This window comes from Actinomadura rupiterrae (genome assembly GCF_024172125.1).
In the GTDB taxonomy this organism is placed as follows: Bacteria; Actinomycetota; Actinomycetes; order Streptosporangiales; family Streptosporangiaceae; genus Spirillospora; species Spirillospora rupiterrae.
This window is the reverse complement of the sequence record NZ_JAMZEA010000007.1, coordinates 526899-539388: the sequence shown is the minus strand read 5'-3', so window position 1 is coordinate 539388 and position 12490 is coordinate 526899. Positions and strand designations below refer to the sequence as shown.

At 72.6% G+C, this 12490-nt stretch carries 12 protein-coding genes; 3 read left to right on the top strand and 9 right to left on the bottom strand.

Features of this window, described 5'->3' with window-relative positions; all coding sequences use genetic code 11:
• Positions 1–75 precede the first annotated feature (75 nt).
• Both FHU30_RS26820 and FHU30_RS26815 read right to left on the bottom strand, forming a co-directional pair.
• A complete protein-coding gene (locus tag FHU30_RS26820) occupies positions 76–873 on the bottom strand; it encodes a GntR family transcriptional regulator (protein ID WP_372503958.1) in 798 nt (265 codons plus the stop codon).
• Between the two features lie 37 nt (positions 874–910).
• Positions 911–2128 (bottom strand): 8-amino-7-oxononanoate synthase, encoded by a 1218-nt coding sequence (locus FHU30_RS26815; RefSeq protein WP_253879438.1) that lies wholly within the window; start codon positions 2126–2128, stop codon positions 911–913.
• Positions 2129–2192: 64 nt separating this feature from the next.
• Between FHU30_RS26815 and FHU30_RS26810 the strand changes: the two genes are divergently transcribed.
• Positions 2193–3860, top strand: coding sequence for a GAF domain-containing sensor histidine kinase (locus tag FHU30_RS26810; RefSeq protein ID WP_253879437.1), 1668 nt, complete (start codon positions 2193–2195; stop codon positions 3858–3860).
• A gap of 135 nt (positions 3861–3995) precedes the next feature.
• On the opposite strand, the gene FHU30_RS26805 is transcribed toward FHU30_RS26810, so the two are convergent.
• The gene (locus FHU30_RS26805; protein ID WP_253879436.1) at positions 3996–4475 is read right to left on the bottom strand and encodes a MarR family winged helix-turn-helix transcriptional regulator; all 480 of its coding nucleotides are present in this window, start codon (positions 4473–4475) and stop codon (positions 3996–3998) included.
• Between the two features lie 91 nt (positions 4476–4566).
• Here FHU30_RS26805 and FHU30_RS26800 point away from each other — a divergent pair, with 91 nt between their 5' ends.
• A complete protein-coding gene (locus FHU30_RS26800) occupies positions 4567–6372 on the top strand; it encodes an ABC transporter ATP-binding protein (RefSeq protein WP_308211401.1) in 1806 nt (601 codons plus the stop codon).
• Between the two features lie 309 nt (positions 6373–6681).
• Here FHU30_RS26800 and FHU30_RS26795 read toward each other — a convergent pair whose 3' ends face one another.
• Positions 6682–6936, bottom strand: coding sequence for a WhiB family transcriptional regulator (locus FHU30_RS26795; RefSeq protein ID WP_253879435.1), 255 nt, complete (start codon positions 6934–6936; stop codon positions 6682–6684).
• Between the two features lie 290 nt (positions 6937–7226).
• A complete protein-coding gene (locus FHU30_RS26790; protein WP_301323752.1) occupies positions 7227–8168 on the bottom strand; it encodes a diacylglycerol/lipid kinase family protein in 942 nt (313 codons plus the stop codon).
• Between the two features lie 198 nt (positions 8169–8366).
• Between FHU30_RS26790 and FHU30_RS26785 the strand changes: the two genes are divergently transcribed.
• Positions 8367–8819, top strand: a complete 453-nt coding sequence (locus tag FHU30_RS26785; protein WP_253879432.1) for a hypothetical protein — start codon at positions 8367–8369, stop codon at positions 8817–8819.
• Between the two features lie 185 nt (positions 8820–9004).
• Here the strand turns inward: FHU30_RS26785 and FHU30_RS26780 are convergent, their stop codons facing one another.
• The 4 genes from FHU30_RS26780 to FHU30_RS26765 all read right to left on the bottom strand — a co-directional run bounded on the left by FHU30_RS26780 (position 9005) and on the right by FHU30_RS26765 (position 12419).
• The gene (locus tag FHU30_RS26780; protein WP_026413784.1) at positions 9005–9763 is read right to left on the bottom strand and encodes an RNA polymerase sigma factor SigF; all 759 of its coding nucleotides are present in this window, start codon (positions 9761–9763) and stop codon (positions 9005–9007) included.
• Between the two features lie 68 nt (positions 9764–9831).
• Positions 9832–10260, bottom strand: coding sequence for an ATP-binding protein (locus tag FHU30_RS26775; protein ID WP_372503956.1), 429 nt, complete (start codon positions 10258–10260; stop codon positions 9832–9834).
• Between the two features lie 175 nt (positions 10261–10435).
• A complete protein-coding gene (locus tag FHU30_RS26770; RefSeq protein ID WP_253879430.1) occupies positions 10436–10915 on the bottom strand; it encodes a GNAT family N-acetyltransferase in 480 nt (159 codons plus the stop codon).
• A gap of 85 nt (positions 10916–11000) precedes the next feature.
• Entirely contained in the window at positions 11001–12419 is a 1419-nt protein-coding gene (locus tag FHU30_RS26765) for a M1 family metallopeptidase (RefSeq protein ID WP_253879429.1), read from the bottom strand.
• Positions 12420–12490: the final 71 nt, after the last annotated feature.

Here is a 12490-nt window from a genome sequence, read left to right as displayed (position 1 = left end):
GTAGGGAACGAATGTGTCTGAACGTGCGGGGAATCGCACGCTCGGTATCAGAGGGTTATCGAGGCCGGAGGTGGGTCAGTCGCGGCGGAGGCGGGTGATGAACTTGTAGCGGTCGCCTCGGTAGAGGGACTGGGCCCATTCGACGGGCTGGCCGGTGGCGTCGAAGGCGTGGCGGGAGAGCAGGAGCATGGGGAGGCCGACGTCGACGCCGAGGAGCTGGGCGTCGTGCGGGGTGGCCAGGACGGTCTCGATGGTCTCCTCGGCCTCGGTCAGGTGGACGTCGTAGGCCGTGGCGAGGGTCTCGTAGAGGGAGCGGTGCCGGGCGAACTCGCGGCGCAGGCCGGGGAAGCGGCGGGCGGGCAGGTGCGAGGTGTCGATCGACATGGGCTCGCCGTCCGCGAGGCGGAGGCGGTGGATGCGCAGGACGCGGCCGCCGGGGCGGATCGCCAGGAGCGTCGCGAGGCGCTCGTCGGCGCTGACGTAGCCGGCGTCCAGGATGCGGGTCTCCGGGTGCAGGCCGTGGTGGCGCATGTCCTCGGTGTAGGAGACGAGCTGGAGCTCCTGGGAGACCTTGGGCTTGGCGACGAAGGTGCCCTTGCCCTGGATGCGCTGGAGGCGGCCCTCGACGACCAGCTCGGCGAGCGCCTGGCGGACGGTGGTGCGGGACGTCTCGTACTTCTCCGCGAGGGTGCGCTCGGGCGGCAGCGGGCTGCCCGGGGGGAGCGAGAGGATCAGCTCGACGAGCAGTTCCTTCAGCTTGTAGTACTTGGGGATGCGCGGCGCGGAGGCCGAGTGGTGGCGGCCGATGTCGCTGAGCGGTGTGCGCTCGTACCCGCCGGCGTGGCGGGTGGGTGTGCCCCTGACCTCCGTCACGGCCTCTCCTCACGTTCATCATCGGTTGTCCCCGATGTTACGTGTGCAGACTACGGCCGGTAGAGCGTGCGATCACCTCCAGGGCGCCCCGGAGGACGGTGAGTTCCGCCTCGTCCAGGGTGGCGCGCGCGGTCAGCCGCAGGCAGGACCGGCCGTCCGGGACCGACGGTGGCCGGAAGCAGCCGACCTTGAGGCCGTTCTTGCGGCACAGGTCGCGGGCGTGCAAGGCGTCCTCGGGGGCGCCGAGGAAGACCGGGACGACGGCGGCGGCCGGGTCCGGGGTGGTCTCCAGGCCCAGGCGGGCGGCGGACGCGGCGATCCGGCGGGCTCGGTCGCGGGCGCGTTCGGGCAGGTCGGGCTCGGTTTCGAGGACGTCCAGGGCGGCGAGTGCGGCGCCCGCGGCGGCCGGGTTGAGGCCGGTGTCGAAGATGAACGCGCGGCTGGCGTCCACCAGGGTCTCGATCACCTCGGGCGCGCCGAGCACCGCGCCGCCCTGGGACGCCAGCGACTTCGACAGCGTGAGGGTGAGGACGACGTCCGGCTCGCCGGCGATCCCGGCGGCGTGCGCGGCGCCGCGGCCGCCGTCCCCGACGACGCCGAGGGCGTGGGCCTCGTCCACGACAAGGAGAGCGCCGTGGGCCCGGGCCGCCTGGTGCAGCGCGGCGAGTGGCGCGACGTCGCCGTCCACGGAGAAGACGGCGTCGGTGACGACCAGGGCGTGGCGTTCGTCACGTTCGGCGAGGGCCCGCTCGACGGCGGCGACGTCCCGGTGCGGGGTGATCACGACCCGGGAGCGGGAGAGGCGGCAGGCGTCCACGATCGAGGCGTGGTTGGTCCGGTCCGAGACCACCAGGACGTCCCGCCCGCCCAGCGTCGCGATCGCGCCGAGGTTGGCCAGGTAGCCGGACGAGAAGACCAGCCCGGCGGCCGTCCCGGTGAGCGCGGCGAGCCTGCGGTCCAGCTCGGCGTGCAGCTCGGTGGTGCCGGTGACCAGCCGCGACCCGGTCGAGCCCGTCCCGTACTCGCGGACGGCGGCCTCGGCGCCCGCCGCGAGCCGCGGGTCCCGGCACAGGCCGAGGTAGTCGTTGGACGCCAGGTCGATCAGCCCGCCGTGGCCGCCGTCCCGGGGCAGCAGGACCCGGCGCAGTCCGGCGGCCTCCCGGGCCCGCGCGGCGGCGCGCAGCCGCTCCAGCGGATCGGCCCAGGCGCCGCCCGCCTCCGCCGCCGTCCCCCGCTCCGTCATGGCGTCCGTCATGTCCGGCATCCTGCCAGGTCAACGGGCCGTGCGGAGCACAGAATCGGTAGGCGATGATTGGACCGTGCCTACCTTGACCGATCTGGTCCGCGACCACACCGACCTGACCGACGAGGACCTGGAGTGGCTGCACGCGCTGGTCTCCGACTGGCAGCTGCTCGCCGACCTGTCGTTCGCCGACCTGGTGCTGTGGGTGCCGCTGCGGTCGGACGCGGTGCTGCCGCCCGCCGACCGGCGCGCCCGCCCGCAGCCGCCCGGCTCGGTGCCCGGCTGGGTCGCGATCGCGCAGATGCGGCCGACGACCGGCCCGACCGCCTACCCGGACGACCTGGTCGGCAAGGTCGTCCGGTCCGGGCGGCGCGGGCTGATCGACGTGGCGTGGCGGGAGCGGCGGATCGTCCGGGAGGGCGACCCCGAGTGGGGCAGCGGCATCCCCGTCCGGGAGGAGTCGATCCCGGTCCGGCGCGGCGCGAAGCTGCTCGGGGTGATCCAGCGCAGCACGAACCTGTCGTCCGCGCGGACCCCGTCCCGGCTGGAGCTGACCTACCTGCAGAGCGCCAGCGACCTCGCGCAGATGATCGCCGAGGGCCGGTTCCCGGTGCCGGGGGAGGAGCCCAACCTCGTCCGGTCGCCGCGCGTCGGGGACGGCCTGATCCGGCTCGACCGGTCCGGGCACGTCACCTACGCCAGCCCGAACGCGCAGTCGGCGTTCCGGCGGCTCGGCCTCGCCACCGACCTGGTCGGCGAGTCCCTCGGCCGGGTGACCGGCGACCTGTGCGACACCGGCGAGCCGATGGAGGAGGCGCTGCCGGTCGTGCTGTCCGGCCGCGCCCCGCGCGAGGTCGAGGTCGAGGCGCACGGCTCGGTCATGCAGCTCCGCACGATCCCGCTGGTCGTCGGCGGCAACCGGATCGGCGCGATCGTGCTCTGCCGGGACGTCACCGAGCTGCGCTGGCGCGACCGCGAGCTGATGACCAAGGACGCCACCATCCGGGAGATCCACCACCGGGTGAAGAACAACCTGCAGACCGTCGCGGCGCTGCTGCGCCTCCAGGCCCGGCGGCTGCGCATCCCCGAGGGCCGCGCCGCGCTGGACGAGGCCGTCCGGCGGGTCGGCTCGATCGCGATCGTGCACGAGACGCTGTCGCACACCCCGGACGAGCTGATCGACTTCGACGACATCGCGGACCGGGTGATCACCATGGCCGGGGAGGTGTCCACCCCCGAGTCCAAGGTCGTGCCGAGCCGCACCGGCAGCTTCGGCGTGCTGCCCGCCGAGGTCGCCACGCCGTTCGCGATGGCGCTGACCGAGCTGCTGCAGAACGCGCTGGAGCACGGCCTCGCCAACCGCTACGGGACGCTGGAGGTGCGCGCGTCCCGGTACGGCGACGGCGTCCCGGCCACCCCGCAGGGCGGCATCCGGGTCTGGGGCGACTGGCCCGCGGACGAGCCGTCCGCGCCGTCCCCGGACGGCTCGCCGGCGGGCGGCGGGTCGGAGCCGTCCGGCCGGCGGCTCGTGGTGATCGTCTCCGACGACGGAGTGGGGCTGCCGGAGGACTTCGACATGGAGGCCAGCAACAGCCTCGGCCTGCAGATCGTCCGGACGCTGATCGTCGGCGAGCTGGGCGGCACCCTGGAGTTCCGCGCCCGCGAGGGCGGCGGCACCGAGGTCGTCGTGGACGTCCCCCTCGACCACCACCAGCGCCCCCCGTCCGCCCCCACCGTCCCGTAACACCCGCCCCGCAGGGCCTCGAAGGCCCGCCCGGACGGGCCTGGCGGAAGCTTCGGCGAGCCGGACGCGGCCCACCCCGGACGCGGCCCACCCCGGAAGCGGGCCGTCCCGGACGCGGGCCGTCCCGGACGCGGGCTAGTCGGGGTCGATGGCGGCGAGGAGGTCGCGCAGGGTCTCGCGCTGCTCGGGGGAGAGCGGCGCGAACATCTCCTCGGCGGCGCGGATGCGGGTCTCGCGCATGCGGACGAGCGTCCGCCGCCCGTCCTCGGTCAGGACGACCCGGGTCGCGCGCCGGTTGGACGGGTCGGCCTCGCGGCGGATCAGGCCCGCCTCCTCCAGCGCGTCCACCAGCGTGGTCGCCGAGCGGGGCACGATGCCGAGCCGCTCGGCCAGCTCGGACATGCGCGGCGGCTCGCCGCCCTTGCCGATCACCCGCAGCGCCCGGCCCTGGGCGGGGGTGAGGCCGAGCGGCGCGAGCCGTCCGGACATCCCGCGGTGCACGCGCTTGGCGGCCCGCAGGAACAGCTCGCCCAGCTCGGGCCGCTCGCCGCCCTCGCGGCCCGGCTCGGGCCGCTCACCGCCGTCCGCCCGGCTCCCGGGATCCTTCCGCGTCATGGGTCTGAGTGTATCTCACTGTTGCATCGGAATAATTGTGAGCTAAGCTCAGTTATCACCTGGCGTCGAACCCCCCGAAGAGGAGCCGCCCGTGCCGAGCCCGTCGAACGCCGTGAATCCCCAGAACCCCTCGACCTCCAAGAAGGAGCGGCAGCTGCTCCGGATCGTCCGGTTGTTCCGGCCGTACCGGGCGCGGCTCGCCGCCGTCGGCCTGCTGGTCGGGCTGTCCGCGGTCGTCTCGCTCGCCTCGCCGTTCATGCTGCGCGAGGTGGTGGACGTGGCGCTGCCGCGCGGCCGCACCGGGCTGCTCACCCTGCTCGTCCTCGGCATGATCGCCGTGTCGGTGCTGACCAGCGTGTTCAGCGTCCTGCAGACCTACATCTCGACCGCCGTCGGGCAGCGCGTCATGCACGACCTGCGCACCGCCGTCTACGCCCACCTGCAGCGGATGCCGCTGGCCTTCTTCACCCGGACCCGTACCGGCGAGGTCCAGTCGCGCATCGCCAACGACATCGGCGGCATGCAGTCCACCGTCACCTCGACCGCCACCCAGCTGGTCTCCAGCCTGACCACGGTCGTCGCCAGCCTGGCCGCGATGCTCGCGCTGGACTGGCGGCTCACCCTCGTCTCGCTGCTGGTGCTGCCGTTCTTCGTCTGGATCAGCCGCCGGGTCGGCAACGAGCGCCGCAAGATCACCTCGGCCCGGCAGAAGCAGCTCGCCGCGATGTCGGCGATCGTGGAGGAGTCGCTGTCGGTCAGCGGCGTCCTGCTCGGCCGGACGATGGGCCGCTCGCGCGCGCAGACCGACCGGTTCGCCGCCGAGTCCGAGGGCCTGGTCGACCTGGAGGTCCGCGCCAACATGGCCGGCCGCTGGCGGCAGTCCACGATCTCGATCGTGATGGCCGCGATGCCCGCGATCGTCTACTGGGCCGCGGGTCTCACCGTCTCGCAGGGCCACCCGCTGGTCACCATCGGCACGCTCGTCGCGTTCACCACGCTGCTCACCGGCATGTTCCGGCCGCTGATGATCCTGCTCCAGACCGGCGTGGAGGTGCAGAGCTCGCTGTCGCTGTTCGACCGCGTCTTCGAGTACCTCGACATGGTCCCCGACATCCGGGAGCCGGACGCCCCGGCGCCGCTGGCCGGACGCCCGCGCGGCGAGGTCCGCTTCGAGCACGTCGGGTTCTCCTACGACCCGGACGGCGCGCCCGCCCTCCGCGACGTCGACGTGACCGTCCCCGCCGGGACGAGCCTCGCCGTCGTCGGCGAGACCGGGTCCGGCAAGACCACCCTCAGCTACCTCGTCCCGCGCCTGTACGACGTCACCGAGGGACGCGTCGCCATCGACGGCGTGGACGTCCGCGACCTGTCCTTCAAGGACCTGTCGGACACCGTCGGCGTCGTCTCCCAGGAGACCTACCTGTTCCACGCGTCCGTCGCCGACAACCTGCGCTTCGCCAAGCCGGAGGCCACCGACGAGGAGCTGGTGGCCGCGGCCCGCGCCGCCCAGATCCACGACCACATCGCCGGGCTCCCGGACGGCTACGACACCCTCGTCGGCGAGCGCGGCTACCGCTTCTCCGGCGGCGAGAAGCAGCGCCTCGCCATCGCCCGGACGATCCTGCGCGACCCGCCCGTCCTCGTCCTGGACGAGGCGACCAGCGCCCTGGACACCCAGACCGAGCAGGCCGTCCAGCAGGCCATCGACGCCCTCTCCCGGGGCCGCACGACGATCACCATCGCGCACCGGCTCTCGACCGTCCGCGAGGCCGACCAGATCATCGTCCTCGACCACGGGCGCGTCGCCGAGCGCGGCACCCACGCCACCCTCATGGCCGCCGAGGGCCGCTATGCCGCCCTCGTCACCCGGGACGCCGCGCTGGCCCCCGCCGCCTAGGGATGGAGAAGAGAACAACGGCGGGACGGCAATTCCGTCACTTCTCTCCCTTTCGTTGTGCCCACTCGTCATTCCGCGACGCGCCGAACCCGCGGCCGGAAAAGGGAAACGCCGGGACCGTGGAGAGTCGCCGCCTTGTACGGCGGAGGCCCTCCACGAGCCCGGCGTAATTCTCGTTATCGCGCTTGCGCCGTACCGACCAGGGGGTTCGGGTGGCGAAGGCGCCGAATTCAGGTGTGGTTCAGCGTCGCGACGCGTTCAGGCGGCGCGGCGGTGGTTCAGACGGCGCGGCGGTGGTTCGGACGGGGTTCAGGCGGTGGCGCGGGCGCGGGCCCGGGCGTTGCGGCGGCGCAGCGCACGGCGCTCGTCCTCGCCCATCCCGCCCCAGACACCGGAGTCCTGGCCGGAGCCGAGGGCCCAGCGCAGGCACGCCTCGGTCACCTCGCAGCGGCGGCAGACCTGCTTGGCCTCCTCGATCTGCAGGATCGCGGGCCCGGTGTTGCCGATCGGAAAGAACAGCTCGGGGTCCACGTCACGGCAGGCTGCCTCATGGCGCCAGTCCATGCGTCCACTCCTTCGTCAGCGGTGGCGGAAGTCACTCCACTTGTGAACGGATTCACATGTCGCGAACACCCCGGAACGGTCAAGGTTTCGTCAGGGGTGACAGTTCGGCGGCGCTGCGATCAGGTGGCTGCCTCATTGGGCCCCTGACGACCGGCGCACTTTGAGCGTGTCAGGGGGGCGTGGACAGACGCAAGACCTTTGAGAAAGGTTTCTCAAAGTATGAGTGTCGCATGTGTCACACGGGTGGGTCGGCCGTGTGACTTTGTTGTTAACAGATCACCGGATCGGCCTCAAATGACGATCCGTATCGCCTTCGGCACCGAACGGAACGTGATGCGCTCCACTTCACCGAGGTAATCGCCGTCCAGCTGGTAGGCGGTCGGGCGGTCCGCGGTGAGCGTGACCTGCGTCGCGTCGTGCACGTTCAGCACGCGGCGGCCGCGCACCGGCCGGACCCGCGCGGCGAACATCCCGGCGAGCGCGCCCAGCGTCGGCAGGACGTCCAGGGAGCGCATCCCGAACACGTCCAGGCCGCGCGCGAAGCTCGCCTTCGGGCTCGGATTCACCGGGAACGGACCGGCGAAAGTCCACGGCGCGGTATTCGAGACGAACGCCAGATACAGCTTTCCCTTCGCGGCGCGCGTGTCGCGGCCCGGCAGTTCCAGCGTCAGCGCGGGCCGCCGCCGGTCGGTGCCCGCGAAGAACTGCCGCACCCCCGTCCGGACGTACAGCAGCGGATCGGCCTTCGCACCGGCCAGCCGCGCCCGCTCGACCTCGCGGATCACCTCCGCGTCCAGGCCGACGCCCGCGCAGAAGGTGAAGTACCGCTCGGACGCGTCGGGCAGCACGGCCGCGCCGAGGCCGACCGTCCGGTGCCGTCCGGCGCGCAGCGCCTCCAGCACCTGCCGGGTCGCCCCGACCGTGTCGTTCGGCAGGCCGAGGGCGCGGGCGAACACGTTCGCGCTGCCGAACGGCAGCACCGCCAGGGCCGGGACGTCCGGTGACGGCCCGTCCGCCAGCAGCCCGTTGATCACCTCGTTCACCGTGCCGTCGCCGCCCAGCGCGATCACCAGGTCGAACCGCTCGGCGGCGGCCCGGGCGGCCAGCTCGGTGGCGTGGCCCCGGTACCCGGTCTCGGCGGTCTCCAGGTCGAGGTCCCCGGCGAACGCCCGGACGAGCAGGTCACGGGCGCGCCGGCTGTTGGAGGTCGCCTTGGGGTTGGCGATCAGCATCGCGCGCACGGCGCAAGGTTACCCAGCCCGCGACCGCGCCGCCGCGCCCCTCCCGTGCCGAAGCCCCGCCGCACGCCCGCGCGAGTGCCCCCTACACCCCGCGGCGGACGGCCTGCGCCCTGTTCCGGGGCGTCCGGACGGGCCGCTCGGGGCGTCCCGAAGCCGGACATCCGGAAGCGGCCGGTAGGGTGGCGGGTTGTGTCGAAGCGTCCCAGCATCGTGACCGCCGCCGCCGGGCTGCAGGGCCTGGAGGGCCTCGCCGCCCTGGCCTTCGGGCTGTTCTCCGGCGTCGAGACGGCCCTCGGCGAGGCCGTGGACCCGACCAGCGCGGTCGCGGTGACCGTGCTGGCCCTCGGGGGCGGCCTGGCCATGCTCGCCTGCGCCCGGATGCTGCTGCGCGCCGACACGAGGGGCCGCGCGCCGATCGTGCTGACACAGCTGTTCGCGCTGCCGATCGCCTGGTCGCTCTGGCAGAGCCACCAGCCCGCCTACGCCGTCCCGCTGGCCGTCGTGGCGGTCCTCGCGCTCGTCCTGGTCCTCAGCCCGCCCGTCACCGTCTGGCTCAACACTGAGGACGACGACGAGCAGGACGGCGAGGACGGCGAGGACGACGACACCGACGCCGACCAGAAGGCCGGATCCGGCTCCTGAGCCCCCGCCCCACCCCGCACCGGCGCTCGTGCCGCGTTCCCGAACCTGCCGCGTCCCGAACCTGCCGCGTCCCGGACCTGCCGCGTCCCGGACCTGCCGCGTCCCGGACGTGGTGAGGCCTGGACGTGGTGAGGCCCGGACGATGCGGGTTCGTCCGGGCCTCTGACAGCCGTCCGCGGCGCGGGTCACTCGTCCGCCGTCAGGCCCTCCCGGAGCTGCGCCAGCGTCCGCGCCAGCAGGCGGGACACGTGCATCTGCGAGATGCCCAGCTCGGCGGCGATCTGCGACTGGGTCATGTTGCCGAAGAAGCGGAGCAGGAGGATCTTCTTCTCCCGCGCCGGGAGCTTCTCCAGCAGCGGCTTCAGCGACTCGCGGTACTCCACGCCCTCCAGCGACTCGTCGATCATGCCGAGCGAGTCGGCGACCGCCGGCGCGTCCTCGTCACCGGAGTCCGGGGCGTCCAGCGACACCGTGGAGTAGGCGTTGGCGGACTCCAGGCCCTCCAGCACCTCCTCCTCGGTCATCTGCAGGTGCGCCGCCAGCTCGCTGACCGTGGGCGCGCGGCCCTCGCGCTGGGCGAGGTCGCTGATCGCCTTGGTCAGCGACAGCTTCAGCTCCTGGAGCCGGCGCGGCACCCGGACCGCCCAGCCCTTGTCGCGGAAGTGCCGCTTGATCTCGCCGACGATCGTCGGGGTGGCGTAGGTGGAGAACTCCACGCCGCGGCCGAGGTCGAACCGGTCGATCGACTTGATCAGGCCGATGGTGGCGACCTGGATCAGGTCGTCCAGCCACTCCCCGCGGTTGCGGAACCGCCGGGCCAGGTACTCCACCAGCGGCAGGTGCAGCTCGACCAGCTGGTCGCGGATGCGCTGGCGCTCGGGGTCGCCCTCCGGAAGCTCGGCGAGCCGCTCGAACAGGGCGCGGGCACGCGCGCGGTCCGGCACCGCGCTGCCTTCGCGCTCGTTGCCGGTGTTGCCGGGGCTGTCGCCCGCGAGCGTTGTCCTGTTCTCCGTCACAGGGCCCCCGCAGCACCGCGCCGCTTCTGCAGCGTCACGGTGACCCGGTCGTCGGTGCCGACCCGCGCGTCCACCTCGCCCGCCAGCGACGACAGGACGGTCCAGGCGAAGGTGTCGCGGCTCGGCTCGGTGCCGTCCATCGTGAGCACCGACACCGAGATCCGCATCGCGTCTCCGGTGAGCTCGAACTCGCAGGTCAGGTCGGTGCCCGGCACGGCCTGCGCGAGCAGCATCGCGCACGCCTCGTCCACCGCGATGCGCAGGTCCTCGATCTCGTCCAGGGTGAAGTCCAGACGGGCGGCGAGCCCCGCCGTCGCGGTCCGCAGCACCGAAAGGTAGGCGCTGGCGGCCGGCAGCCGGACGGTCACCACGTCACGCACGGACAACTTGGTACTGGCCGCCATGGCAGCGGTTTCCTCGGTCACGTCTCTCCCTCTTGGGGTGGTCCCGCTGATTCGAAACTACCGCCTGCGAGCCGTGTCCGGAGCGTCCGGCGCGCGCGGGTCGCGCACCGAAACAGCGGGCGACACCCCCGTCCGCGCCCAAACCCGGCCCGGACGGGAAAATCCTCACTCGCCGTGCTCCCGGACGGCTCCGCGGCTACGCCCCGCGGTCGCGCGCCAGCTCCGGGATGGCGTCGCCGGTGAGGCGGTAGACGGTCCACTCGTCCTGCGGGCGGGCCCCGAGCGCCTTGTAGAAGCCGATCGCCGGGGTGTTCCAGTCCAGGACGGACCATTCGACCCGTCCGTAACCCCGCTCGTCCGCGATCCGGGCCAGCTCGGCGAGCAGTGCCTTTCCGAGGCCGCGGCCGCGCACGTCCGGGTCGACGAAGAGGTCCTCCAGGTAGATGCCGTGCCGACCCAGCCACGTGGAGTACGAAAGGAACCACAGAGCGAAGCCGGCGACCTCCCCCTCGTGCTCGGCGACGTGGACGAAGGCCTTCGGGTCCGGCCCGAACAGGGATGCGTGCAGGTCCTCCTCGGTCGCCCTCACCTCGTGCGCGGCGCGCTCGTACTCGGCCAGCCGGCGGACCAGCCGCAAGATCGTCGGAACGTCCTCGGGACGTGCGGGGCGAATCATGTTTCCCAGGCTAACCACTGGCCCGCCCCGCAAACCAAACGGCGGCGCCGCCCCGCCAGGGACGGCGCCGCCGCAAGCCTTCAGCTCACCACTTGGCGGGCTTGCCCTTGGTGTACAGCCAGGTCCGGAACAGGCCGTCCAGCTTCTTGTGCGAGATCTTCTCCGCCAGCCGGACGAACTCCGGCGTCGACACGTCCCCGTTCCGGTGCTGCGCGACCCACGTCTTCAGCAGCGCGAAGAACGCCCTGTCGCCGATCCGGACGCGGAGCGCCTGGAGCGTCATGCCGCCCCGGTAGTACGGCGGCACCGTGAACATCGTCTGCGCGCCCGGGTCGCCCGCGGTGTTCCGGTTCCACAGGGCGTCGTAGTACTTCCAGCTCTTCGGCTGGTTGTAGTACTTGTCGAACGTCGCCTGCGCGGTCGGGCCGCCGTGCTGCTCGTCGTACAGCCACTCGGCGTACGTCGCGAAGCCCTCGTTCAGCCAGATGTCCGGCCAGCGCCGCACGCTGACCGTGTCGCCGAACCACTGGTGCGCCAGCTCGTGCACGACCGTCGCCATGTCCGGCGAGAACCCGTAGATCGGGCGGCCCTGCGTCTCCAGCGAGAAGTCCACGTCCACGCCGACCCGGATGCCGCCGACCGAGCGGAACGGGTACTTCCCGAAGACCGTCTCCTCCCAGTCGATCGCCTTGATCGTGTTCTCGTGCAGCGCCTTCAGCTCGGTCGTCCGGTTCGGGGACGCCCCGGTCAGGACCGGAACGCCGGTCTTCGTCCGTCCGGTGAGGGTCTGGTACTTCCCGATCGCCAGCATCGCCAGGTAGCTGGCCATCGGCGTCCGCTCGTTCCAGGTGAACGTCGAGCGTCCGCCCTTGGTGACCACCGGGCTCCGCTCGCCGTTCGACAGCACCTGCGTGCCGTTCGGGACGGTCACCCGGAACGTGTACGTCGCCTTGTCGGACGGGTGGTCGTTGCTCGGGAACCAGGACGAGCCGCCATCCGGCTCGGACACCGCGTACGCGCCGTCCGGCGTCCTGATCCAGCCGTACTTGCCGATGTCCGGCCGGTTCACCGGCTTCGGGTCGCCGCCGTAGGCGACCGCCACCGTGAACCCGTGGCCCTTGCGCAGGCCCTTGGCCGGCGTGACCACCAGCTCCTGGCCCTTGCGCGCGAACCTCGCCCGCTTGCCGTTCACCTTCACCGAGGTGACCTTGAGCTGCTTGAGGTCCAGGTCGAACCGGGACAGGTTCTGCGTCGCGCGCGCCGAGAGCGTCGCGGTCGCCTTCAGCGCGTTGGACGACGGCGTGTAGTCCAGCCCGAGGTCGTAGTGGAGGACGTCGTATCCGCCGTTCCCCTCAAGCGGGAAGTAGCGGTCGCCGACACCGGCCGCGCCCGGCGCGAACCGCGGGCGCGCGTCCGCCGAGGCGGGCGACGCGACGGCGAGCAGGCACGCGGACGCCGTGAGGGAGGCGGCGACGCGCGTGCGCGTGGAAGTCCTGGGGGGCAATGGACCATCCTTTCGATGACTGAAGCGTCATCGAACCTCATGATCCACCCCAAACGCCACGTCTGCCGCAA

Excerpts from the sequence above, each read along its gene's own strand:
- FHU30_RS26770 (WP_253879430.1), bottom strand. The coding sequence starts at position 10,915 with ATGATTCGCCCCGCACGTCCCGAGGACGTTCCGACGATCTTGCGGCTG.
- FHU30_RS26790 (WP_301323752.1), bottom strand. The coding sequence starts at position 8,168 with ATGCTGATCGCCAACCCCAAGGCGACCTCCAACAGCCGGCGCGCCCGT.
- FHU30_RS26805 (WP_253879436.1), bottom strand. The coding sequence starts at position 4,475 with ATGACGCGGAAGGATCCCGGGAGCCGGGCGGACGGCGGTGAGCGGCCC.
- FHU30_RS26815 (WP_253879438.1), bottom strand. The coding sequence starts at position 2,128 with ATGACGGACGCCATGACGGAGCGGGGGACGGCGGCGGAGGCGGGCGGC.
- FHU30_RS26795 (WP_253879435.1), bottom strand. The coding sequence starts at position 6,936 with ATGGACTGGCGCCATGAGGCAGCCTGCCGTGACGTGGACCCCGAGCTG.